This window comes from Prevotella amnii DSM 23384 = JCM 14753, assembly GCF_000378745.1.
GTDB classification, from domain to species: domain Bacteria; phylum Bacteroidota; class Bacteroidia; order Bacteroidales; family Bacteroidaceae; genus Prevotella; species Prevotella amnii.
This window is the reverse complement of sequence record NZ_KB905278.1, coordinates 24,857-49,322: the sequence shown is the minus strand read 5'-3', so window position 1 is coordinate 49,322 and position 24,466 is coordinate 24,857. Positions and strand designations below refer to the sequence as shown.

The window sequence follows — 24,466 nt, the reverse complement described above, 5'->3', positions numbered from 1 at the left end:
ATGAGCAATGCAACGGTTTTCGTTCCGTCGTTGGTACAGTCATGGTTTTGAGTTTTGCTTCGTATTCCTCTTAGTAGCAGTGGTAATATTTGTTTTTTGTTGAGCGTAGATTTAATAAAAGGGATTTATATGTTGTAAGCTATAAGAAAGTAAGAGGGTATGTCAATATTGGCATACCCTCTTACTTTAATATTTTATTTTTTATCTGTTTCTTCCTTCATATCTATAAATTGCTTATCTTCACCATAAAACTCATATTGTAGGTAAGCTAATTTTTGTGAAGGAATAACATGAACTCCTATTCCGTATTTTAGTTGCCATTTTCGCTTTAAAGAGATAAAGCCCTTATTAATATAAGCAGCTACATAAGGATGAACATGTAGATAAAATTTCTTCACCCCAAACTTATTAACTAATCTGTCAATCTTATGCTCTAATTGATCTGTAAACAGAATACTTGCTCGTACCTTACCTGTACCAAAACATGTTGGACACGTTTCATCTACATCTACGTCCATAGCAGGACGAACGCGTTGACGTGTAATTTGCATTAAGCCAAACTTACTTAATGGTAATATATTATGGCGAGCCCGGTCTTGTTGCATATTCTTGCTCATTCGTTCATACAGCATCTGTCTGTCTTCGGCAAGATGCATATCAATAAAGTCTACAACAATAATTCCACCCATATCGCGTAAACGAAGCTGACGTGCAAGCTCATCTGCTGCTCCAAGATTAGCATCAAGAGCGTTTTGCTCTTGACCTTTTTCTTTAGCTCTATTACCACTATTTACATCAACAACATGCATAGCTTCAGTATGTTCTATAATAATATAGCACCCATGTCCATAATTAATAGTTTTACCAAAACTAGATTTTATTTGTCTTGTGATATCAAAATTATCAAAAATAGGTAACTTTCCTGTGTATTGCTTTACTATGCTTGCTTTTTCTGGAGCTATCATAGAAACATAGTGGCGGACAGCTGTGCAAATATCTTTATCGTTTACATAAATATTTTCATAAGTTGGATTGAAAAGATCACGTATCATTGCAACTGCTCTACCAGTTTCTTCGTAGACAAGTTGTGGACGTTCTTGTGTCTTTTGCACTTTGGTGATAACATCATTCCAACGTTTTAGCAATATTTGCATTTCTGCGTCCAGTTCTGCAACGCGTTTTCCCTCTGCAACCGTACGTACTATAACACTAAAATTTTTGGGAGTGATACTACGAATTAGTTGTTTTAAGCGAGCTCTCTCTTCACCACTTTTTATTTTTGAAGAGACACTTATTTTGTTTCCGAAAGGAAGTAATACAATGTAACGGCCTGCAAAAGAAATCTCTCCTGTCAGGCGGGGACCTTTTGTAGATATAGGCTCTTTGACAACCTGCACTAATACTTCTTGCCCTACTTGCACTACCCCTTTTACTGTACCATCTTTTTCTATATCTGGCAGTATAATGGCCTTCTGTATAGGATAAAGGCGTTTACGATCGCTCTGTACCTGTTTAAGATATTTAGCATAAGAATTAAACTGACTTCCTAGGTCTAAGTAATGGAGAAAGGCATCGCGTTCATAGCCTACATTAACAAAGCAGGCATTAAGTCCTGGCATTAGTTTTTTAACCTTTGCCATATAGATGTTGCCAACAGAGAAATTAGCTTCTCTTGGTTCACGCTGATATTCTACCAGCCGTTTATCCTCAAGTAGTGCTATAGAAATCTCTTTTTCTTGGACATCAATAATAATTTCGCTTGTCATTATCCTTACTTTAAGTAATTATACTCTACTATTTTTTTTGAAGAGTATGAATAATTAAAAAAAACAGGACTTGTCATCGCATCTTTAAAAAAAGGTTATACGCGAAGACATGCCCCATTTCCATTTTGAAAGTCTTTAAATACTTAAGTGCTTTCAGCCTTATTAGGGGATTACTTGCTCTTATGTCTATTCTTTCTTAATCTTTTTTTACGCTTATGCGTAGCCATCTTATGTCCTTTTTTCTTTTTTCCGTTTGGCATAATTTTTAAATTTTTAAATTGTTATTTATTATATTATTTCTTCATATCCTCTATAAAAGTCTTAGCAGGCTTAAAGCTAGGGAAATCATGTGCAGGAATAGTAAGCGTAGTGTTTTTTGAAATATTACGGGCAGTCTTTTCTGCACGATGCTTTACTATGAAGCTACCAAAACCACGTAGATATACATTTTCTTTCTTGTCTAAAAGGCTATCTTTAATAGCCTCCATGAAAGACTCTACAACGGCTGAAACATCTTTTTTTGAGATACCTGTTCCTGTGGCAATCTCATTAATAATATCTGCTTTAGTCATTTTAATTTTATTTTTTATAATTTGTTCCTTATTTATCTTAATATATTACGGACTGCAAAGGTATTCATTTTCAGAGAAATAAGGAAATGTTTTTAGTTGTTTTTTAGTTTTTAAGTCTACTTTACTTAGTTATTCTTCTGATTTTTGTAACTTTGTTTCCTTATATTACATTAAGTTTTATGAAAATATCAATAGGTATAGATGTGGGTATTTCTACCACAAAGATTGTAGGGCTACGAGAAGGTAAGGTAGTAAAGCCTATGCGTATTAAGGCTACCGACCCTGTAACATCATTGTATGGAGCATTTGGGAAGTATCTATATGACAACAAAATAGGTCTGTCAGATATAGATAAAGTGTTACTTACAGGGGTAGGTGCTGCCTATATTAATAAGCCAGTATATGGGTTACCTACTTATAAGGCAGACGAATTTCTTGCAGATGGGTTAGGCGCACAATATGAATCGAAATTGCAAAAGATGATAGTGGTATCGATGGGTACAGGTACATCTCTTGTAAAATGTGATAATAATAAGATTAATCATATTGGTGGTATTGGCATAGGTGGTGGAACTTTAAGCGGATTATCACGTTTATTATTAAAAACTGATGATTTTCATGAAATAGTTTCTTTGGCACGAAAAGGAGATATCTCTCATATTAATCTTCAAATAAAAGATATTTCATCAAAGCCTTTGCCGGGTTTGCCTATGGACGCTACTGCTTCTTTGTTTGCAAATGCTCAAGGTACAGCAAGCAGAGAAGATATTGCTTTAGGGCTTATTTGTATGGTATTGCAATCTATAGGCTCAGCGTCAATCCTTAGTGCACTTAATACCGATATTCAAGACTTTGTTTTAATAGGCAATCTTACTTTGCTCCCACAGTGTGAACATATTTTTTCTTTAATGGAGCAAATTTATAATGTACATTTTATAATACCGAAATATTCTGAATTTTGTACTACCATAGGAGTTGCTTTGCAGGCTACTATGATAGATGAAAATGATAAGAGTAGAGTTCTTTAATATTTATAAATATACTTATATTTCATGCAATGTAGAGCTTTTTTTTTATTATAGTCTGCTACATTGCATAAAAAATTATTTTTTACCTAACCCTTTTAACCACTTCAAAGGTTTTTTTAGTAAAGCTTTTATTCCTTTTTCTTTTGAAGTATATTTTCTTGAAATATCTTCGCGAATATCATACTTAGTACTTCTTTTGATATTCTGTTTTTCTTGATTAGAGAGTTTTTGTGAACGCTTTCTCTTTGGCTTCGTATTATTACTTGCAACTTTTGTTTTTCCTTTATTGCCTGATGGTTTATCGTTACCTGTAATGTTCTGCTCTTTTTTATTATCTTTTGAATATTTTTTTTGTTTAGTTTTATTGTTGTTATTATAAGTATGCTTACTGTTTTGACCTTTATCGATATTAACAACCTCGCCTTTGTTTTCTTCTTGCTTTTTGCTTATCTTAGTATTAATTGCTTGTGTGTTGCTTCTGTCATTTTTTTTAACATCTAACAACTGATTGTCTTTCTGTTGTTTTGTGTGGCAATTATTGTTTTTCTTTTCTTTATTATTGTTCTTTATTTTATTATTGTTCTTATGACTTTTAGCTTGTTTGCTTCTAACAGCTTTACTATTAAAATTATATTTTGGACCCTCACCTAAAGATTCTGGTAGAGGCTTTTTATCTATTGTCTTTTTTAAGAAAGACTCTATATGCCGGAAATAATATATATCTTCTTCACTAACAAAAGTAATAGCGTTGCCATCACGGTCAGCTCTTGCTGTACGCCCTATGCGATGAACATAATCTTCTACATCATGTGGCACGTCATAATTTATAACCATTGCAATATCATCTATGTCAATGCCTCTTGCAACAATATCTGTTGCAACCAGAACATCTATTTGGCTGCTCTTAAATTTGAACATCACATCATCGCGTTGTGCTTGATCTAAGTCTGAATGCATTTCCCCGCATTTGATATTCTGTTTATTTAGTGAAGCTGTTATTTTCTTAACCTTTTGTTTGGAACCAGAAAAGATAATTACACGTTTTAAATTGCCAGATTTAAAAATTTCTTTTATTATTCCAATCTTCTGAGTTTCATAGCAAATGTAAGCAGACTGCTGTATCTTTTCGGCAGGCTTACTCACTGCAAGCTTAATAATTTCAGCATTTTTCAATAAGCTCTTAGCAAGACTTTCTATCTTATTAGGCATTGTTGCAGAAAACATAATCGTCTGACAGCTTTTAGGCAAATTATTAGCTATCATCTTAATATCTTCTGAAAAACCCATATCAAGCATACGATCAGCTTCGTCTAAAACGAAAAAGCTAACTTTAGATAAGTCGACATTGCCTAAAGAGATATGCGAAATAAGTCGGCCTGGTGTTGCAATAACGATATTAGCTCCCATGCTAAGGCTTTTAATCTCTTGATCATATCTATTGCCATCATTACCACCATATACAGCTACACAAGAAATGCCATTGAGGTAATAAGAAAAGCCTTGTATGGCTTGGTCTATCTGTTGTGCTAATTCGCGTGTTGGCGACATTATGACACAATTTATAGCATCATCAGCATAGTTGCCTTTTGCCAGCTTAGAAAGTATAGGAAGGAGGTAAGCTGCTGTTTTACCCGTACCTGTTTGAGCTACAGCAAGAATGTCCTTACCTTTTAATATTAGAGGGATACATTTTTCTTGAACAGGGGTACACTTGTCAAAGTGCATATCATATAATGCATCAAGTACATCGTCATTTAAATCTAATTCATCAAAATACATATTTTCTTTTTGTTGTTTACTACCATTTCTTTTGGTAATAAGTATTTTCTTAATAATTTTTATAAGTCTTAAGACCTTAGTTTGGTGCATGTTTATAGCAAAAATATGCTATAAAAACAAATATAAAATTAGGTATCCATGCTGCTAATATAGGAGGAGTATTGGCTTTAATAGCAAATGTAGCAGAAACAGTTTGCAATAAAATATAACTAAAACTCAATCCTAACCCTATGCCAAGATATAATCCCATACCACCTTTACGCTTTCGTGCAGATAACGACAAACCTATTATAGTAAGTATAAAAGCAGAAAAAGACATTGCTATGCGTTTATGAAACTCTACTTCATATTGCACCACATTACTTAATCCTCTACTATTTTGCTTTGATATATAGTTAAGTAACTCTGGAGAAGTAAAAGTTTCTTGTTGTCCTTTAGAATAGACTAAATCGGTAGGTTCCATTAAAAGAATGGTGTCTTTTTCATCTCCTGTTGTAATATGTTCTTTTAATCCTTTAAGCTGCCTGATTTTGTAATTGCTTACTTTCCAATGATATTTTGTGTCTGCAACTGTATCATATTGTATTTCCATGGCTGTCATGTGGCTAACAAGCTTTTTATTTTCAAATTTAGCTAAAGAAAAGCCATAGCCACGCTTATAGTGGTCGTCAAAATATTGAATATATGCTACAGTGTTTTTAGCAACCTTTAATTGAACATTTTCGGCAGAAGTGTTCTTCTTGTTGTTACGATAGAGCGATTCAAAGTTTTGTCTAATCACTGTTCCATGTGGAATAACAAAACTATTTAAATAAAACGTAAGTACAGAAATGACTATACACGAGATCATATAAGGACGCATTAAACGCTTAAATGATACACCTGCTGCCAACATAGCTATTATTTCAGAGTTGCTCGCAAGTTTGGACGTGAAAAAAATTACAGCTATAAAAACAAATAAAGGTGAGAATAAATTGGAATAATAAGGAATGAAATTGGCATAGTAATCGAAGATTATAGCTCTCCATGGGGCATGATATTGTGTAAACTTTGAAAGATTTTCATTAAAATCGAACACAATAGATATAGATATAATCAAGAGAATGGCAAAAAGATAGGTACCGATAAACTTTTTAATGATATACCAGTCAAGCCTTCCTATCCAATGGGAAGGTAGGCAATGTCTAAGGTAAGACCAAATCTTATTTAGAAATGGAAGCCCATGTAAAAGTCCCTTTCTAAGGACTTGTAAGAAATTCTTTATTACTTTTATTAGATTCTTTATCTTTTGCATGATTATCAAGATACAAAATCTTTCTATATTCTTCTGCCTAACTGTTCTATAACAGATGATTTCCACATTGTGAAATCGCCTTTTTCTATATGTTTGCGAGCATCACTGACAAGGCGAAGGTAAAAAGCAAGATTATGAATACTTGCTATTTGCATAGCTAATAATTCGCCAGCCTTAAATAAATGATGAAGGTAAGCTTTTGTCGTAATTATATCAATATCACAACCATCTATGTCTATAGGAGAGAAATCTGCCTCCCATTTCTTATTCCTCATATTCATTGTGCCGTTATAAGTAAAAAGCATAGAATTACGTCCATTGCGTGTAGGCATTACACAATCGAACATATCAACACCACGCTCAATAGCCTCCAATATGTTTTGGGGCGTACCTACACCCATTAAATAACGAGGCTTGTCTTTAGGGAGAATATTGTTTACTACTTCTATCATTTCATACATCACTTCCGTAGGCTCTCCTACAGCCAAGCCTCCTATAGCATTTCCGTCAGCACCCTTATCAGCTACAAACTTTGCCGCCTCACTACGTAAATCCTTATATGTACAGCCTTGAACAATAGGGAACAGGCTTTGGCTATATCCATAAAGAGGAGATGTTTTTTCTAACTGCTTAATGCAGCGATCTAACCAGCGTTGCGTAAGCCCTAAACTCTTCTTTGCGTATTCGTATGAGCTTTTCCCAGGAGGACATTCGTCGAAAGCCATTATTATATCTGCACCTATTACGCGCTCTGTGTTCATAACACTTTCAGGAGTGAATATATGTTTAGAGCCATCTATATGACTTCTAAACTCGCACCCCTCTTCTGATAATTTTCTAATGCCTGTTAAAGAAAACACCTGAAAGCCACCAGAGTCGGTGAGTATAGGGCGTTCCCAGCCGTTAAACTTATGTAATCCTCCCGCAGCTTTTAATATTTCAAGACCAGGACGAAGATATAGATGATAAGTATTACCTAAGATAATTTGTGCCTTTACTTGCTTTCTTAATTCTTCAAAGTGAACACCTTTCACAGACCCTACAGTACCAACAGGCATAAATATAGGAGTCTTTATCTCACCATGATCAGTTGTTATAATTCCTGTCCTTGCATCACTTGCAGGATCGGTATGTTGAAGCTCGAATTTCATTTCTTTTCTTCTTCTATTGTGAAATTAACAGGATCGCTAACCAATTCTGTGCTAAGGGCAAAGTCCCATACTTGTTGAACAGTCTCTACATAATGAAAAGTTACTCCTTTCCTATAAATTTCATTTATTTCATCTATATCTTTTTTATTTAGAGAACACATTACAATATCTGTTATCCCTGCTCGTTTTGCAGCTAATATCTTTTCCTTAATACCACCCACTGGGAGAACTTTTCCACGAAGGGTTATCTCTCCCGTCATAGCCGTGTTTTTACGCACCTTACGTTGAGTAAGAGCAGAAGCAATACTTGTAGCAATAGTTATACCAGCCGATGGACCATCTTTAGGGGTAGCACCTTCAGGGACATGTATATGTATGTTCCATTGTTCTAATATTTTATAGTCTACACCTAATTTGTCTATATGGGCTTTTACATATTCTAATGCTATGATGGCAGATTCTTTCATTACATCTCCGAGATTACCTGTAATGGTCAGTTTCCCTGCCTTTCCTTTAGATAATGAAGTCTCTACAAATAATATCTCACCCCCAACACTTGTCCATGCTAACCCTGTTACTACACCAGCATATTCGTTACCCTGATAAATGTCGCGAGAGAAAGGGGCTTTACCTATAAGCTCTTCTATCTTTGGTAAAGTGATCTTATCATACTGAGCATTATCGTCTATTGCTTGCTTATATGCTATTTTACGTAAAATCTTATTTATCTGCTTTTCTAATTGGCGAACACCGCTTTCACGGGTATAATCTTCTATTATCTTTTCAAGTATAGCTTTAGAGAATTTAGGCTGAACACTTAGCTTGTCAAGCCCAGTGTTATTAAGCTCTTTGGGGATTAAATGGCGTTTAGCTATTTCTACTTTCTCCTCTGTAATATACCCTGATACGTTTATAATCTCCATTCTGTCAAGCAATGGCCTTGGAATAGTATTCAGGTCATTAGCAGTAGCTATAAATAATACTTTCGACAAATCGTAATCTAAATCAAGATAATTGTCGTGGAAAGCATTATTCTGTTCAGGATCAAGTACTTCTAATAAGGCTGAAGAAGGATCACCATTTAAGGTGTTTTGAGTTACTTTATCTATCTCATCTAAAATAAATACAGGATTTGAAGAGCCCGATTTTTGCAGACTTTTTATAATACGTCCCGGCATTGCACCTATATAGGTCTTACGATGCCCACGAATCTCAGACTCATCATGTACACCACCTAAAGAGATACGTACATATTTACGTTTTAAAGCATTTGCTACGCTCTTTCCCAGACTTGTTTTACCTACTCCGGGAGGACCATATAAGCACAAGATAGGCGATTTTAAGTTACCTCGCAAACGTAATACTGCAATATACTCTAAGATGCGTTCTTTCACCTTCTCCATGCCGTAGTGATCTTTATCTAATATGCGTTTTGCACGCTTAAGGTCAAGGTCATCTTCAGTAAATTCGCCCCAAGGGAGAGAAACTATTGTTTGTAGATAGTTTATCTGGACACTATAATCAGGGCTTTGTGGGTTAAGCGTATCTAATTTATCAAGCTCTTTAGTGAAAAATTTAGATATTTGTTCTGACCATTTCTTACCATTAGCTTTTTTTACTAATTCCTTTTTCTCTGGCGAACCTTCACCATTACCTAATTCTTCTTTGATATTTTTTATTTGCTGATGAAGGAAATATTCTCGTTGTTGCTCGTCAAGATCCTCTCTTGTTTTTGAGCGAATATCTTGTTGTAGATGTTGATATTGAATTTCACGATTTAATATTTTCATCAAATGAAACATACGTTTATGCATCATTTGTTCTTCTAAAAGCTCTATCTTTTCTTTCGTAGAAAGAGGCAGGTTGGTTGCAATATAATTAATCGTGGCTATAGGATTAGAAATGCCCTCAAGAGCAAAGGCAGAATCATCGGGCAGCTCTTCATTTCCATGGATATATTCTTTTGTAACATTTTTCAGATCCTTTACAGCTGCTTTAAACATCACTTCTTCTTCCTTGCTTATAGAAGTGTTTTCAGGTAAAGCTTCTGTAAAACCTTTCATAAATGGCTTTTCGGTGCTTATGTCATTAAGCTTACACCTCCCTAATCCCTGAATAATAGCAGTACGTGTGCCTTTCTCAAAGTTAGCAGGCATATCAAAAGCACGTACAAAACGAGCATAGACACCCGTCTGGTATAGATCTTTTAGCTTTGGCTCGTTTACACTTGGATCTTTTTGGCAAACCACAGCAAAGATAGTATCAGGATGTTGTTCCAGATATTTTACTAACTTTAATGTTGGCTTTCTTCCTACAAGGACAGGAGAAAGTATGCCGGGAAAAATAACCAAATTACGAGTAATAAAAACAGGCACTTCGCCATCTACTTTTATATCTAATTCTGGTAAATCACCTTCGTAATCAGTGAACATTTGAATAGAACTATTTTGTTTCATAAAGTTTTTATCCGAATTTTAGTGTGCAAAGATACAAAATAAAAACCGATTAAGGCTATTTTTTATATACCTTTATGTAAAACCTATTTTATATAGAAATTTGTTGTAAGTTCTTTATACCATTGGGAACGTTCTCCGTCTGTTTCATTCAGAATAACAGTTTGGTTTTGGCAATCTATATTATTATTACTTTTCCTAAAGCATAGCAAGCATCTTTTAGCGCGTGTAGCTTTGGGGGTAGTGAAGATTTTAACAAGTTCTTCTAACTGAAAGCCAGTGAAGATGGCTTCTGTTTTTAAGATAGGCACATTATCCATAGGAATAATAACAGATAATGTTCCATCTTCTTTTAAAAGTTTTTTTGTGCAATGCATTAATTCTGTATACGATAAAGACACGGTATGGCGAGCTTTTGTTCTACTTTCTGAAACAGATTTAAGCGAATTAATAAAAAAAGGAGGATTACATACAATGGCATCGAACGTGTTGTTTTGTGTTTTGCAAAGATCTTGTAAAGAGATAGGTTCTATGCGTATTCTATCATTAAACTTAGAGCTTTTGATGTTTTGAACAGCATCTTTTAAAGCGTTTTCATCAATATCAATACCTGTTACTTTGCTATGTGGAAACCTTTGCGCCATCATTAAAGCGATAAGCCCGGTACCTGTCCCTACGTCTAAGATGTTTTCTCCACCCTTTCCCCATGCTCCTATAAGCACACCATCTGTGCCTACCTTCATGGCACAGAAGTCCTGCTCAATGTGAAAAGACTTAAAAGAAAACCCCATTTCTATATTTTCATCTTGTTTAATAAATTGTGATACATGTTTTGTACCTTTCCAAAACTTGCAAATATTTCAGATAAAGCCGTTTGAGCAATATTAGGTTTCATCTTTTCTATATTAAAATCGGGATTCATTATTACCCTAATTCCTTTTTCTACTATACTTATATCTACATCTTGTTCCGTCTCTATAGGGTCGCCATCAAAATGAATAACCCCAGGCTGCTGCCTGTGAATATGTACCTTTCTACATTTAAATGTCTTGACTTTGATATTCTTGTCTAAAGTCTTATTAAACATCTCTATAGCCACCTTAGCCGCGTCTATAATTCCAAAGGGCTCTATTAAAGTAATGTCTAACAGCCCATCACTCATTGTAGCTTGTGGAGCAATATAAGCATTATTACCATATTGAGAGGCATTAGCAGCAGATATTAAAAAAGCTTTGTAATGTAGAGCTTTATTATCTATTTCTATGTCGTAAACTTCAGGCTTATAAGATAAACCTATCTCAAGCACTTTTTGTACATAAGTAAGCGCTCCTCGTTTCCCTGCTTTGGCAAATTGCATGGAAATAAAGGCGTCGAACCCCATGCCACAAGTGCAGAAAAAAGGATGCCCATTTATCAGTCCATAATCTAAATCTTTTATATTGCATTGGTTAATAATGTCAATACATTTTTTTACTTTAGCAGGTATGCAAAGGTGGCGAGCTAATCCGTTACCCGACCCACAAGGGATAATAGCCATTGCTGTGCTTGTATTAATAACAGATCTGCCTACCTCGTTGATAGTCCCATCACCTCCTACAGCCACTACAATATCTACTTTTTCTTGAGCAGCTTGTTTAGCTATAATAGAAGCGTGCCCGGCATATTCTGTTTTTATAAATTGATAATCGAACTTCTCTTTGTCAATATATTTTTCTACATAATATGGGATCTTCGCTTTACTTACTGTTCCTGAAATAGGATTAATTATAAAAATAATTTTTTTCTTCATTTGCTTTTAAAAAGATAGATATTATTTTTTTATACAAATATAAAAAAAGTTTTTTAAGATACTCGTTTATATAATAAAAAAAACGTCATTATAAACTTTTCTTAAAATTTAAGCCATATATTCATTCTTAATTTATTATCTTTGTACTCTAAAATAAAAATTGAAGTGTTGTTGTAAGATGAAATAACACATATTATAAAGATATAATGGGACAATTACAAGAAAGATTTAAAAGCTACACGCAGCCACAAGAATACATGAAAGCAGGGCTTTATCCTTACTTTCGTGAGATAACAAGCAAGCAAGGCACAGAAGTAACAGATATTGACGGGAAAAATATTTTAATGTTTGGGTCAAATGCTTATACGGGCTTACCAAACGATCCTCGAGTAATTAAGGCTGGGTGTGATGCTATGTTAAAATATGGTTCAGGATGTGCTGGTAGCCGTTTCTTGAATGGTACATTAGATTTACATGTACGCTTAGAAAAAGAATTAGCCTCTTTTGTGCATAAAGATGAAAGCTTAGTCTTCTCAACAGGTTTCTCTGTAAATGCTGGCGTGTTAGCTGTAGTAGTAGGGCGTGGCGATTATATAATATCAGACGATCGTGATCATGCAAGCATTGTTGATGGAAGACGCTTGAGCTTTGCTACCCAGTTACGTTATAAACATAACGACATGGAGGACTTGGAGCGTATTCTTCAGAAGCTCCCTAAAGACTCTGTTAAGCTTATTGTTGTCGATGGAGTGTTCTCAATGGAAGGAGATGTGGCTGATCTTCCTAAGATCATAGAGCTGAAAAAGAAGTATAACTGCTCGGTGATGGTTGATGAGGCTCATGGTTTAGGTGTTTTTGGTAAGCAAGGACGTGGTGTTTGCGATCATTTCGGATTAACTGATGAGGTAGATCTTATCATGGGTACATTCTCTAAAAGTCTTGCCTCTATAGGTGGTTTTATAGCTGCTGATAAGGATACTATTAACTTCTTGCGCCATAATTGTCGCACTTACATTTTCTCTGCAAGTAATACCCCCGCTGCCACAGCTGCTGCTTTAGAAGCTTTGCATATATTGCAAAATGAGCCAGAACGCTTAGAACATCTTTGGGAAGTTACTAATTATGCGCTAAAGCGTTTCCGTGAAGAAGGTTTCGAGATAGGTGATACGGAAAGTCCTATTATCCCTCTTTATGTTCGGGATATTCATAAAACTTTCGTTGTAACTAAAAAAGCATACGAAGCTGGTGTGTTTATTAATCCTGTTATACCACCTGCATGCGCTCCGCAAGATACTCTCGTACGTTTTGCCCTTATGGCTACACATACAAAAGAGCAAGTGGAACGTGGCGTAATTGCTCTTAGAGATATTTTTAAAGAAGAAAATATTATAAAATAAAAAGCAGTGGCTATAACTTTTTATTAGCTGTTGTGTAAAAAAAAACTTTACTTTTGCGTAGCTGCATCGCTCTTAAAAGGAGCAATGTAGCTATGTTTTTTATATAATGCTCATAATAAAATAAAAAAGGAGAGGCTTTGCTTAGTTTTGAAAAATATCATGTGAAAAAGTTAAGCATATTTTGCACTTGCTGGTTCGGGTACGTCTGTGATAGATTGGATTTAGGATAATGCAGGCTTAATTGGCAAGTGTTTGAAATATTATCACTATCTTTGCAATGCAAATGCGCTGCATTTAGCAAACAAATATAGTAATAATTTTAATTTATACATATCGAAAGAAGATAAGCTGTAAAGTATATCCCTGATTCGACCGAGTATCAGAAATAGCACTTCGGTAAACTTAGGTCTGTCAACTCTCGGATATTCACGCCATATCGGGCGTGGATATAAAGATTGTTGCCTAAAGTGGGCTGTGCTATGCCTTGATACCAGCATTCCTCTCCACGCCCTTTTTTTCTTTCCGAAAAGAGGGCTTTTTGCCTTCAGGTAGTTTGTCGCTTAAATTTTACAACTATGCTGAAGAAGATTAAAATGAAAAATAGCGAGGTTGAACAACTGTCAAATGCCTCACGGTATGCTTTTCCAAAGTATGCGACCCAGATTATTAACCTTTTGAATAGCAATGCTCAAGGTACGAGACCTGCTGTTGTAGGTCAGATGTCAGAACTTATCCAAGAGTTTAATGGTAAATCTTTGGAAGAGTGGATTAAGTGGTACAATGAACATCAACCAGATGCGGTAAATAACGCTACAGAAAAGATTTATAATATGTACCTGGTTATGAGTGAAGCATTTAGTGCTATTACTCGTGAAATGGTAGAAGAGTGGGTAAAGGATTTGCTTTATATCAAAACGTATTGTGGTCTGAAATTCCAGAGTGCAATTATTGCATTCTTGGCTGATAAGGTTAATGACACATGGAGATTGGCAAATGTAGAAGAGGAAGCACAAGGCATTGATGGATTTATAGGAGAACAACCTCTTCAGATTAAATCTATAACATACAAGTTAGAAGCTCGTTTGTCTGAAAACATAGATGTCCCTATTGTTTACTATGATAAGAAGAAAGATGGCATAAACATTGAATATGATACAAATATCTTCGGATAACGTTATGGATGAATTTATACTTACGATAGATAAAGATAAGTTCCGCTCCACAAATACCAAATGGAATAAACTGATGCTCAATAGCCCATAATCAGTAGGATATGTATCTACTCTTATTGAAACTGCTAATTGGAAGAACTATGAAGAGTGGAAAGAAACCTATTATGCAAGTGGAAAAGTTCGCAATACCTTTATTGAAAAAATGCTACTCAGTTTGGTTATAGCAAAGAGTTCTTAAAAGATACAACAACACCTCACAATAAAGCAAGGCGCTCTGCATTGAGGCAGGGCTTTCTTTTATTCAAAAATTATTCAAACAACGTTCCTTTTTCTGAAATTGGAATATCCTTCAAAGAACGATCAAGATAATATGTCGATTCTATTGTCAAATCGTTTTTATCTTCAATGACATCAACTTCTTTCATGTAATGGAAGGTAAGATCGGTTTCTTGACTAGTCATAACTTTGCACCCTAAATGAATATTGTCATATTTGACCTCCTTTTTCATCTTAATACGCTCATCAACAAAAGCTAAATGCTTCTTATATCGTTCGTTAATCAACGCATTGGCTTTAATAATATTAACAGAACTAAGAATATCTTTAAGCAATGGTTTTAATAGTGCGTCAATTTCGAATCCAACACTATTTCTTTCACTCAGCATCGCTGCGATTACTGTTGTACCTAAACCTATAAAGGGATCTAAGACTACATCTCCTTTCTGCGAATACATATTTATTAGACGGAAAGGTAGTTCGATGGGATATGATGCATTTCTATCTCTTGATAGTGCTTTATCAATAGTTTGTTTAACACCTCTGATTTCCCAAACATCAGAGAACCAAACATTTCTTTCTTCCCAAAAGAAAGAGCTATCTCTGCGAGCATCCTTTTCTTCTGCTTTTTTATAGACCTTTTTTCCGCCTTTTCTAAATATAAGAATCCATTCATGTTCTAATGTTACATAAGCTCCACATGGAAGCATGCCACTTCCCATAAATTTGTTAGGAGCATTTGTTGTCTTGCGCCAAAGGATGTTCGGAAGATTGATAAAGCCTAACTTTTCACAAGCCTGGATAATCCTTGTGTTATTGTTATATAGGGCAAATTCACCGTTTATTGTTCTTGTTGCATCACCAATATTGATGCATAAGAAAGATCCTTCTTTTAGAACTCTCCAGCACTCTGCCCATACTTTATCAAGTTCTTGATGCATGAGTTCAAAGGCTTTTCGAGGTTTATTAGCTCCGAAAGCACTTTTGATGTCAGGATTTTGGTTTGACATAATATCATCCCACATTTCAATCATCGGATATGGTGGTGATGTAACAACTATATCCACTGACTTGTCTTTAAGCTGACTCATATTCTGAGCTGCATTGAAATAAATAGTATGCTTCATTGTCTACAATTTTGTCGAAATAATAAGGTCTTTTACATCAACATCCAATAAAAAAGCAATCTTTACTAACGTTAATAGGTCTGGTTGGGACGCATTGGAACACCAGCGGCTTGTTGTAATTACACTTACGCCAAGCTGTTCGGCTAACCATTTTCCTGTTTTTCTCTGTTCGACAAGAACAATTTTTAATCTATTTAATTCCTTCATAGCTAATATATTTAAATCGAATGCAAATATATTAACATCATTTGTAAACTCTAAGAGATTTTAGATTATTTATATTTTTGCTGCATGTTGGCTATATCTGTGTTAAAAAAATATATTTTTGTATAATACGGATTTTTCTTTGTATTTTTGTCATACGTATCAATGCAATTGGGATTATGTTGTATGATATACTTATTGTTTTTTAAGCCTTTTATAAAGTATATTCAATAACAATTTGTAAGTCATATCAAAGCGAAGATTACTTTGAAGTTGGAAAGATTTAGTTTTTGAAGATGCTCATTTGTTTCTTAAATACACGTTGGCGGAATTAAGTCAGTGCATACTTGACTCTTCCCCGAGAGAAAAATTAAACCCTAATCGGTCATTAGACTAGTTTAGGACTTGTCTATCTATTTACCGAAACTTATGTCTTGTAATGAAAAAGCAAATGCGTTTTCGTGAGGAGAAATATCAGAGAAAATGAAAAATAAATTATTTTTGTAGCATTTTTAATCTATTTTTGCTCAAAAAATAGATTAAAAATGTTTTTTATAGTATGTCTTTCAGTGGTGTATATATGCTATATTTCTTTATACGAACAGGTGTTTTTTCTTTTTAAGACTCATGCTTGGTAACGTTTTTTAACACTCGCCTTAAAAAAGTATTTATTTTTTATAATCGGCAGTCTTGGTTATATTGTGAAAATGTGCAAATTAAATAATAATAAGCAGGCAATCTATTAAAATCATACCAGTTTTATGAATATTTGGTGGTTTCGCTATAAAATATTATCTTTGCATATCACTTAGCATAAAAGATAAAACAATATACAATTATGGCAAAGAAATTCGCCGAGCATAAGGGACTGGATCTTGTGCAGACTAACAAGAAAGTATTGAAAATGTGGGAGAGTAAAGATATTTTCCACAAGAGTGTTGATGAGCGTGAAGGTGAGCCTAAGTTTATTTTCTTTGAAGGGCCACCCTCTGCAAATGGTCATCCTGGCATTCATCATGTCTTAGCTCGTTCCATAAAGGATACTTTTAACCGCTATAAGACTATGCAGGGCTTTCAGGTTAAGCGTAAAGCAGGTTGGGATACTCATGGGCTTCCTGTAGAGCTGGGTGTAGAGAAGGAATTAGGAATAACAAAGAAAGATATAGATAATCCTGCTTCAGAAAAATATATATCAACAGTAGATTATAATCATAAATGTCGTGAGAATGTAATGAAGTTTACAGCCGAATGGCGTCAGGTAACAGAAGAGATGGGCTACTTTGTAGATATGGACCATCCTTATATTACTTACGACAACAAGTATATAGAAACTCTTTGGTGGTTATTAAAACAGCTATATAATAAGGGTTTGTTGTATAAAGGGTACACTATTCAGCCTTATTCTCCCGGTGCAGGTACAGGTCTGTCAAGTCATGAGCTTAATCAGCCTGGGTGTTATCGAGATGTGAAAGACACAACGGTAACGGCTCAGTTTGATATTCCCACAGCTGATTGGTTAGAGCTATCAAAGCGTGCAGGTTTAGGTAATGCTACTTGGGGTAAACCTTGCTTTATAGCATGGACTACTACTCCTTGGACTTTAGCATCTAACACAGCTTTGTGTGTAGGTCCTAAGATAGAATATTCTATAATAGAAACTTATAATCCATATAATGGTACTCCCATTACGGTTATTATAGCAAAATCTCGTATAGAGGCATATTTTAAGAAAGAGGCTGAAATAAAAGAAGGCTCATTACCTCCTTTTGAACAAGGTAAAAAAGTAGTACCTTTTAAAGTAGTAGGAACTATAAAAGGAACAGAGCTTGAAGGGTTGCATTATAAGCAGTTAATGCCTTGGGTAAAGCCAGTAGAGAAGGTTGGCGATTTTGCTCCACAGTTTGTTAACGATTATGCAGCAGCACATCCTGAGAAAGTGTTTGTAAGCGAGGAAGGTCGTGATAAGTTTGTAGAAATGGAAAGTGAGGCTTTTCGTGTTATCCTTGGCGATTATGTTACTACTGAAGACGGTACTGGTATAGTGCACATAGCACCTACTTTTGGAGCTGATGATGCTAAGGTAGCTAAAGATGCTCATATACCTGCGTTATATTTAATATCTAAGCGAGCAGAAACGCGCCCTATGGTAGACCTTCAGGGAAAATATTATGCAATAACCGATTTAGATGCAAGTTTTCTGAAGGCTTGTGTAGATAAGGAGGCGTATGGACATCATGCAGGCGATTATGTAAAAAACAGTTATGATCCTAAATATAATCGTGACGGAGTATGGGATAAAGAGGCTTCAGAGAAAGCAGAAGATCTGAATATTGTTATCTGTATGGAAATGAAGCAAGAAGGTTCTGCTTTTAACATTCAGAAGCATATACATAATTATCCTCATTGTTGGCGTACTGATAAGCCAATACTTTATTATCCTCTTGATAGCTGGTTTATAAAGGATACATCTGTTAAGGCTCGTATGGTGGAATTAAATAAGACCATAAATTGGCAGCCAGAGTCTACAGGTACAGGTCGTTTTGGTAATTGGCTCGAGAATTTGAATGACTGGAATTTAAGTCGTTCACGTTTTTGGGGAACCCCATTACCTATTTGGCGTGATGATAACCGTGGCGAAAAATGTATAGGTTCTTTGGAAGAGTTGTATGCAGAGATAGAAAAGTCTGTCGCAGCAGGTGTTATGAAGAGTAATCCTTTTAGGGATAAAGGTTTTATAGTAGGCGACTATAGTCAGGAAAATTACGATAAGATAGACCTTCATCGTCCTTTTGTAGATGATATTGTTCTCGTTAATGAGAAAGGAGAGCCTATGTATCGTGAGAGCGATTTGATAGATGTATGGTTTGATAGTGGTTCAATGCCTTATGCTCAGCTTCATTATCCGTTTGAAGGTAAAATAAATAAGTCAGGATTAGAGCGACATGGTATGACAGAAGAAGAGTATCGTGAAAAGCTTGTACATTCTACTTATGAAGGTGTAGCAGTAGCGCCTGCTTTCTTTCCAGCAGATTTTATAAATGAGGGTGTAGACCAGACTCGTGGTTGGTTCTTTACTTTACATGCTATTGCTACTATGGTTTTCGATTCTGTAGCTTTTAAGAATGTTATTTCCACAGGTTTAGTTCTTGATGCGAAGGGTAATAAGATGAGTAAGCATGTAGGAAATGTTATTAGCCCCTTTGAGATGCTGGACAGATATGGTGCAGATCCTGTGCGCTTTTATATGATGACTAACAGTGAGCCTTGGGATAACTTAAAGTTCGACCCGGAAGGTGTAGACGAATGTCGTCGTAAGTTTTTTGGAACATTATATAATACATATAGTTTCTTTGCTCTTTATGCTAATGTAGATGGCTATGAGGGAGGTGCTAATGTTAGTATGTCTATAGAAGCACCAGAGATAGACCATTGGATAATATCTAAGCTTAACTCTCTTGTAAAAGGAGTTACTGTAGAGATGAACAATTACGATCCAACTCGTGCCGGCAGATTAATAGACGCTTTTGTTAATAACGATTTAAGTAATTGGTATGTGCGTCTTAATCGTAAGCGTTTTTGGGGCAAGGATATGAGTGAAGATAAGAAGAGTGCATATAGCACTTTGTACACTTGCTTAATGACTGTATCGCGCTTATTGGCACCATTTGCTCCTTTTTATGCTGATGAGTTGTATAAAGATCTTGGTGGAAGTTGTGATAGTGTGCATCTTGCGAAGTGGCCTGTTGCAAAAGAGGCAGATATAGACCATGATTTGGAGGAGCGTATGGATATGGCTCAGCGCATAACATCTATGGTATTGGCTTTGCGTCGTAAGGTAAATATAAAAGTGCGTCAGCCTTTGGCTCAGATAATGATTCCTGCTATAGATGAAAAGCAAAAGCAGCATATAGAGGCTGTAGCTAACCTAATAAAGACTGAGGTAAATGTAAAGGAACTTAACTTTGTAGAGGGTTCTGGTATCTTAGTAAAGAAGGTGAAATGTAATTTCCGAGTAATGGGTAAGAAATATGGCAAACTAATGAAGCAGGTAGCTGCTCGTATGGACATGCTTACTCAAGAGGAAATAGCGGCTTTTGAGAATGAGGGCGAGTTTAAGTTTGATATAGACGGTGCGCCTGTATCTGTTCAGGTATCTGATGTAGATATTATTTCAGAGGATATTCCGGGTTGGTTAGTGAGCAACGAGGGCAATCTTACAGTAGCATTAGAGGTGGAACTTAATGAAGAACTGGTAAACGAAGGTTTGGCACGTGAGCTAATTAATCGTATTCAGAATATTCGTAAAGAGTCTGGATTAGAGATTACTGATCGCATCAATGTAGAGCTAACCCCTAATGAAAAGATTAATGCGGCAGTAAATCAATTTGCAGAATTTATTAAAACACAAATATTGGCAAATGATATTAAGATAGCTAATAATAAAGGTGTTGAGACAGATTTTGATGATTTTAAAATTTGTATTAATATAACTAAAGTATAATGTCAATTATAGGGATATGAGGAATGTATAATTTTCTTATATCCCTATTTACGTATAACCTGTTAATACCATTATATTTATGGAAGTGAAGAAGCGATATAGCGATGAGGAGCTGGAAGAGTTTAGGATTATTATAAATGAAAAATTGGCTATAGCTAAATCCGACTATGAAGAAACAATGAAGGTGCTTAGAAATAAGAACACAAACGATGTAGATGATACTTCTCCCACTTATAAAGCCTTAGAAGAGGGTAGTAGTAACCAAACAAAGGAGGAGTTAGTGCAAATGGCTCAACGTCAGCAGAAGTTTATACAAGGTTTACAAGCTGCACTTGTTCGTATTAATAATAAGACCTATGGTGTAGATCGTCTTACGGGCGAGCTAATACCCAAGGAGCGATTGCGTGTTGTTCCTCATGCTACATTAAGTGTGGCATCTAAGAAAGCTAATAAAAATCATTGATGAAATCAGAAAACAAAAAGGCAGTTATAGCCTTAATACTTATATTGATATTGCTACTTATAGATCAAGCTATAAAAGTAGCTATTAAGTTGAATATGAATTTAGGCGACTCTATTCATATTACAGATTGGTTTCAGCTTGTTTTTGTTGAAAACAATGGTATGGCATGGGGAGTGGAAATAGGCAGTAAGCTCTTTTTGAGTATGTTCCGTATTTTAGCAGTAGGAGCTTTAATATGGTATCTGTATCAGCGTATTAGGCGCGGTGCGCGTATAGGTTATATCGTAGTGCTTTCCATGATAACTGCAGGTGCTGCAGGAAACATCTTCGATTCTCTTATATATGGTCAGATTTTCACAACATCGCAGCCTTATTATCTGCCTACAGCCACACCTTCTCATCTTGTATCTTGGGGGGAAGGATATGCACCTATGCTTATGGGAAAGGTAGTAGATATGTTTTATTTTCCGCTTTTCCATGGTGTTTTCCCTAATTGGTTTCCTATTTGGGGAGGAGAGAAGTTTGTGTTTTTTTCTCCTGTATTTAATTTTGCCGACTCTTGTATTTCTGTGGGTGTGTTCCTTTTATTTTTGTTTTATCGTAAGGATTTTAATGGTTGGACGCCTAATAAGAATATATTGAAAAAAGAAAAACAGTCCAATTAAATGAGAACGTGTATCCAAAAATCAGTATTTATTTGTCTATCTATATTTTCATTTTTGATTATAATAGTTTCGTGTAAGCCTTCCATTCCGTCTAAATATTTACAGCCAGATGAAATGGAGGACGTGCTTTACGATTATCATCTTGCTATGTCTATAGCCAATCAGAATGCTGAGGATACTATACGAATAAAGGCTTATCAGCAAGCTGTTTTTAGTAAATATGGCATAACTGAGGAGCAGTTTGATGCATCGTTGCAATATTATATAAGGCATACCGAGAAGCTGCAAGATATTTATGAGGATCTGAGTAAACGTTATGAAAACGAGGCACGTTTACAAGGTGCGTCTGAAAACGATTTTAATCAGTTTGGTAATATTAGGTCAAAAGGTGATACAACGGATATATGGCGTGGTAATAGAACCTTACTTTTATCGCCTTATGCATTTGTAAATAAGTATAGTTTTTCGTTTAAAGCAGACAGTTCTTTTTATAAGGGCGACCGTTTTGTTTTTCGTTACGATTCGCAATTTATGGTACAAGATGGCATGCGCGATGCTGTAGCCTTACTATCTGTAACATTTAGTAATGATAGTATAGCTACACAAATGGAACATATCTTTTCAGATGGTAGCCAAACTATAACAATAGAGAATAATGACACGCTTGGGATAAAAGCTGTTAAAGGCTATTTTTTGATGTTACATGGTCAGCAGCCTTCTACTACGTTTAAACTTCTTATTATTCGCAACATAGAGTTAGTGCGAATGCATATAAGGAAAACAGACGATACTAAGCAGCATAAAGACTCTTTGACGCAGCAAAATGCTATTAGAACAATAGGTGGAGCCCCCGTATCATCTTCGCATGCGGCAATAGAAGATAAAGATAGTAAATCGCAATCAACGAGAACACCTCAGCAATCTATGCGTGAGCGGGGTATTCCTATAACACGATAGAGAGGTTGTTAATATATGGTTCGTCGAATAGCATCTAACTTTATCAGAACTCCCAGTGGGGTATATCAGCAAGCTGTTATAGAGCTTGTTGATGGATACGTTTCACGTATATATCCTCTTGTTGGTGAAATATATAATACAGAATGGATACAAGGAATGATAGAGGTAAAAGAACTTTTTGATGGTAGACTCGTTGCTTTTTATGGTTATAACAGAATAGAATAAAACGCTTATGCATATATTATTATCATTCTTACTGGCAGCCCTTTCTTTCGGATCACCTGTTCATATTCCAGTAGAGCTTGCGGGAAACTTTGGCGAGCCACGTCCAAATCATTTTCATGGGGGTATTGACGTAAAAACTAATCGTGAAGTAAATTTAGGTGTTTACTCTATTGCCGATGGTTATATATCAGGTGCAGTAGTGCAAAAACACGGTTATGGCTTAGCTATTTATGTTGCTCACCCCAATGGTTATACAAGTCAATATTTTCATTTAAACAAGTTTGTTCCTCAGATAGAAGCAGCTGTACGTAAATATCAGTATAATCATCATAGTTATGCTGTCGATGTTAAGTTCGCCCCGGGCGAGTTTCCTGTCCGTAAAGGTCAGCTTATAGCTTTGAGTGGTAACACAGGAGCTTCAAAAGGTCCACATATTCATATAGAATATCATGAGACAAAAACGGGTAATATGACCGACCCTTTAAATGCTTTAAAAGGTATATTAAAGGATAAAACGCCCCCTGCAGTTTATTCTTTTAAAGTGTATCCGCAAGCAGGAGAAGGTGTTTTCCAGCATTCGCAATCTTCACGTATATTTACTTTTGATAAGGGACATTTTCTTGCTTGGGGGAAAGTGGGCTTTGGCGTTCGTGCTAACGATCACATGGACGATGTTTACAATAGCTTTGGGGTACGCTATACTAAGCTCTATTGTGATAACAGATTGATTTTTTATAGTGATGTTAACAATATTCCTGTTATCGATAATCGTATGATCAATTCATGGGGAGATTATGATCATTTTATATCTACTCATATATGGTATTTGAAATCGTTTATAGATCCGGGTAATCGTTTGCCTATTCTTAAAGCTGTGGGTAGAGGTATTATCAATTTTAATGAACCTCGAGAGTATCATTTACGTTATGAGTTAAGTGATGTATATGGTAATACTACTATAAAGAAATTTACAGTGCTTGGTAATCCTGAAGCTATACCTCAGGCTTTAAAACCAAAGAAAGGCACTACTGTTTATTATAATAGATATAATAATGTATATTTGGAAGGGTGTCGAGTATCGATAAAGAGAGGTTTGTTAGCTAATAATGGTTATGTTGTTGGGCGAAGAGCTATGCTGCCTTTGGCTTATTCTCCTGCATATAGCTTCTCTACTAAAACATATCCTCTTTTTGACTGGACTAAAATAAGTATAAAGCTTGATAAAAACATAGGATTAGCCACCTCAAAACTGTATATTGCAGCATTAAATGGTTTAAATAAAGGAGGTGCGCCAATGTATTGTGGCGGTATTTATAAAGATGGTTGGGTAACAGGACGTATGCGCGATTTAGGGCTTTTTTATTATTTAGCAATAGATAATGAAGCTCCACATATTACAGAAATGAGCCTTAACCCACGACATCTTTTTTTTCGTATATTTGATAGAGGAAGTGGTATGAAAAGTTATCAGGCGTATGTAGACGACAAGTTTGTGCTCTTTTCCTTTGGTAAGAATAAGGAAATAATATTTTGTGATCTTGCCGATACACCTATTCATTCTACAGGGAAAGAACATACGCTTAGGATAATAGCCACAGATAATCGTGATAATGAGCGTGTGTTTACAACTAAAGTGCGATATTAAAA

At 35.4% G+C, this 24,466-nt stretch carries 19 protein-coding genes; 9 read left to right on the top strand and 10 right to left on the bottom strand.

The window, feature by feature from the left end; genetic code table 11:
• Window positions 1-194 precede the first annotated feature (194 nt).
• Window positions 195-1,766 (bottom strand): Rne/Rng family ribonuclease, encoded by a 1,572-nt coding sequence (locus F596_RS0106200; protein WP_008450301.1) that lies wholly within the window; start codon window positions 1,764-1,766, stop codon window positions 195-197.
• A gap of 293 nt (window positions 1,767-2,059) precedes the next feature.
• On the bottom strand, window positions 2,060-2,344 hold the full coding sequence (locus F596_RS0106195) for an HU family DNA-binding protein (RefSeq protein ID WP_464640330.1): 285 nt from the start codon (window positions 2,342-2,344) through the stop codon (window positions 2,060-2,062).
• A 173-nt stretch (window positions 2,345-2,517) separates the two neighbouring features.
• Between F596_RS0106195 and coaW the strand changes: the two genes are divergently transcribed.
• Entirely contained in the window at window positions 2,518-3,366 is an 849-nt protein-coding gene (coaW, locus tag F596_RS0106190; protein ID WP_019036263.1) for a type II pantothenate kinase, read from the top strand.
• A 75-nt stretch (window positions 3,367-3,441) separates the two neighbouring features.
• Here coaW and F596_RS0106185 read toward each other — a convergent pair whose 3' ends face one another.
• From F596_RS0106185 to F596_RS0106160, 6 genes are all read right to left on the bottom strand, one after another.
• Window positions 3,442-5,145: a DEAD/DEAH box helicase gene (locus F596_RS0106185; protein WP_026302369.1), complete on the bottom strand. Its 1,704-nt coding sequence runs from the start codon at window positions 5,143-5,145 to the stop codon at window positions 3,442-3,444.
• A gap of 76 nt (window positions 5,146-5,221) precedes the next feature.
• Complete coding sequence (locus F596_RS0106180; protein ID WP_019036261.1) at window positions 5,222-6,439, bottom strand: LptF/LptG family permease; 1,218 nt, start codon at window positions 6,437-6,439, stop codon at window positions 5,222-5,224.
• A 23-nt stretch (window positions 6,440-6,462) separates the two neighbouring features.
• Window positions 6,463-7,590 carry a tRNA guanosine(34) transglycosylase Tgt gene (gene tgt / locus F596_RS0106175; protein WP_019036260.1) on the bottom strand — a complete coding sequence of 376 codons (1,128 nt, stop codon included), beginning with the start codon at window positions 7,588-7,590 and terminating at the stop codon, window positions 6,463-6,465.
• Window positions 7,587-10,046, bottom strand: a complete 2,460-nt coding sequence (gene lon, locus F596_RS0106170; RefSeq protein ID WP_019036259.1) for an endopeptidase La — start codon at window positions 10,044-10,046, stop codon at window positions 7,587-7,589. Before lon ends, tgt begins: the two co-directional genes overlap by 4 nt.
• A gap of 83 nt (window positions 10,047-10,129) precedes the next feature.
• Entirely contained in the window at window positions 10,130-10,834 is a 705-nt protein-coding gene (locus F596_RS0106165; protein ID WP_008450447.1) for a tRNA1(Val) (adenine(37)-N6)-methyltransferase, read from the bottom strand.
• Between the two features lie 2 nt (window positions 10,835-10,836).
• Window positions 10,837-11,832, bottom strand: a complete 996-nt coding sequence (locus F596_RS0106160; RefSeq protein WP_008450260.1) for a diacylglycerol/lipid kinase family protein — start codon at window positions 11,830-11,832, stop codon at window positions 10,837-10,839.
• A gap of 206 nt (window positions 11,833-12,038) precedes the next feature.
• On the opposite strand from F596_RS0106160, the gene spt reads away from it, so the two are divergent.
• Window positions 12,039-13,229 carry a serine palmitoyltransferase gene (spt, locus tag F596_RS0106155; RefSeq protein ID WP_019036258.1) on the top strand — a complete coding sequence of 397 codons (1,191 nt, stop codon included), beginning with the start codon at window positions 12,039-12,041 and terminating at the stop codon, window positions 13,227-13,229.
• Between the two features lie 575 nt (window positions 13,230-13,804).
• A complete protein-coding gene (locus tag F596_RS0106150) occupies window positions 13,805-14,401 on the top strand; it encodes an MjaI family restriction endonuclease (protein ID WP_019036257.1) in 597 nt (198 codons plus the stop codon).
• A 308-nt stretch (window positions 14,402-14,709) separates the two neighbouring features.
• On the opposite strand, the gene F596_RS0106145 is transcribed toward F596_RS0106150, so the two are convergent.
• Both F596_RS0106145 and F596_RS0106140 read right to left on the bottom strand, forming a co-directional pair.
• Complete coding sequence (locus tag F596_RS0106145; RefSeq protein ID WP_019036256.1) at window positions 14,710-15,804, bottom strand: DNA-methyltransferase; 1,095 nt, start codon at window positions 15,802-15,804, stop codon at window positions 14,710-14,712.
• A gap of 3 nt (window positions 15,805-15,807) precedes the next feature.
• Window positions 15,808-16,011, bottom strand: coding sequence for a helix-turn-helix transcriptional regulator (locus F596_RS0106140; RefSeq protein WP_019036255.1), 204 nt, complete (start codon window positions 16,009-16,011; stop codon window positions 15,808-15,810).
• 835 nt (window positions 16,012-16,846) lie between these two features.
• On the opposite strand from F596_RS0106140, the gene ileS reads away from it, so the two are divergent.
• The 6 genes from ileS (at window position 16,847) to F596_RS0106110 (ending at window position 24,464) form a co-directional block, all read left to right on the top strand.
• Window positions 16,847-20,509: an isoleucine--tRNA ligase gene (gene ileS, locus F596_RS0106135; protein WP_019036254.1), complete on the top strand. Its 3,663-nt coding sequence runs from the start codon at window positions 16,847-16,849 to the stop codon at window positions 20,507-20,509.
• A 79-nt stretch (window positions 20,510-20,588) separates the two neighbouring features.
• The gene (locus tag F596_RS0106130; RefSeq protein ID WP_019036253.1) at window positions 20,589-20,972 is read left to right on the top strand and encodes a TraR/DksA family transcriptional regulator; all 384 of its coding nucleotides are present in this window, start codon (window positions 20,589-20,591) and stop codon (window positions 20,970-20,972) included.
• Complete coding sequence (locus F596_RS0106125; RefSeq protein WP_019036252.1) at window positions 20,972-21,637, top strand: lipoprotein signal peptidase; 666 nt, start codon at window positions 20,972-20,974, stop codon at window positions 21,635-21,637. The genes F596_RS0106130 and F596_RS0106125 overlap by 1 nt, the downstream gene beginning before the upstream one ends.
• Complete coding sequence (locus F596_RS0106120; RefSeq protein WP_024992660.1) at window positions 21,638-22,594, top strand: DUF4296 domain-containing protein; 957 nt, start codon at window positions 21,638-21,640, stop codon at window positions 22,592-22,594.
• A gap of 15 nt (window positions 22,595-22,609) precedes the next feature.
• Window positions 22,610-22,819, top strand: a complete 210-nt coding sequence (locus tag F596_RS0106115; RefSeq protein ID WP_008450367.1) for a hypothetical protein — start codon at window positions 22,610-22,612, stop codon at window positions 22,817-22,819.
• Window positions 22,820-22,826: 7 nt separating this feature from the next.
• Window positions 22,827-24,464, top strand: a complete 1,638-nt coding sequence (locus F596_RS0106110) for a M23 family metallopeptidase (RefSeq protein ID WP_019036249.1) — start codon at window positions 22,827-22,829, stop codon at window positions 24,462-24,464.
• Window positions 24,465-24,466 lie beyond the last annotated feature (2 nt).

What these genes read in the sequence shown, in the direction of transcription:
- F596_RS0106120 (WP_024992660.1), top strand. Translation starts at nt 21,638, where the DNA reads ATGAGAACGTGTATCCAAAAATCAGTATTTATTTGTCTATCTATATTT.
- ileS (WP_019036254.1), top strand. Translation starts at nt 16,847, where the DNA reads ATGGCAAAGAAATTCGCCGAGCATAAGGGACTGGATCTTGTGCAGACT.
- F596_RS0106130 (WP_019036253.1), top strand. Translation starts at nt 20,589, where the DNA reads ATGGAAGTGAAGAAGCGATATAGCGATGAGGAGCTGGAAGAGTTTAGG.
- F596_RS0106150 (WP_019036257.1), top strand. Translation starts at nt 13,805, where the DNA reads ATGCTGAAGAAGATTAAAATGAAAAATAGCGAGGTTGAACAACTGTCA.
- F596_RS0106125 (WP_019036252.1), top strand. Translation starts at nt 20,972, where the DNA reads ATGAAATCAGAAAACAAAAAGGCAGTTATAGCCTTAATACTTATATTG.
- F596_RS0106165 (WP_008450447.1), bottom strand. Translation starts at nt 10,834, where the DNA reads ATGGGGTTTTCTTTTAAGTCTTTTCACATTGAGCAGGACTTCTGTGCC.
- F596_RS0106110 (WP_019036249.1), top strand. Translation starts at nt 22,827, where the DNA reads ATGCATATATTATTATCATTCTTACTGGCAGCCCTTTCTTTCGGATCA.
- tgt (WP_019036260.1), bottom strand. Translation starts at nt 7,590, where the DNA reads ATGAAATTCGAGCTTCAACATACCGATCCTGCAAGTGATGCAAGGACA.
- F596_RS0106185 (WP_026302369.1), bottom strand. Translation starts at nt 5,145, where the DNA reads ATGTATTTTGATGAATTAGATTTAAATGACGATGTACTTGATGCATTA.
- F596_RS0106115 (WP_008450367.1), top strand. Translation starts at nt 22,610, where the DNA reads ATGGTTCGTCGAATAGCATCTAACTTTATCAGAACTCCCAGTGGGGTA.
- coaW (WP_019036263.1), top strand. Translation starts at nt 2,518, where the DNA reads ATGAAAATATCAATAGGTATAGATGTGGGTATTTCTACCACAAAGATT.
- F596_RS0106145 (WP_019036256.1), bottom strand. Translation starts at nt 15,804, where the DNA reads ATGAAGCATACTATTTATTTCAATGCAGCTCAGAATATGAGTCAGCTT.
- F596_RS0106200 (WP_008450301.1), bottom strand. Translation starts at nt 1,766, where the DNA reads ATGACAAGCGAAATTATTATTGATGTCCAAGAAAAAGAGATTTCTATA.
- F596_RS0106140 (WP_019036255.1), bottom strand. Translation starts at nt 16,011, where the DNA reads ATGAAGGAATTAAATAGATTAAAAATTGTTCTTGTCGAACAGAGAAAA.
- lon (WP_019036259.1), bottom strand. Translation starts at nt 10,046, where the DNA reads ATGAAACAAAATAGTTCTATTCAAATGTTCACTGATTACGAAGGTGAT.
- F596_RS0106160 (WP_008450260.1), bottom strand. Translation starts at nt 11,832, where the DNA reads ATGAAGAAAAAAATTATTTTTATAATTAATCCTATTTCAGGAACAGTA.
- F596_RS0106180 (WP_019036261.1), bottom strand. Translation starts at nt 6,439, where the DNA reads ATGCAAAAGATAAAGAATCTAATAAAAGTAATAAAGAATTTCTTACAA.
- spt (WP_019036258.1), top strand. Translation starts at nt 12,039, where the DNA reads ATGGGACAATTACAAGAAAGATTTAAAAGCTACACGCAGCCACAAGAA.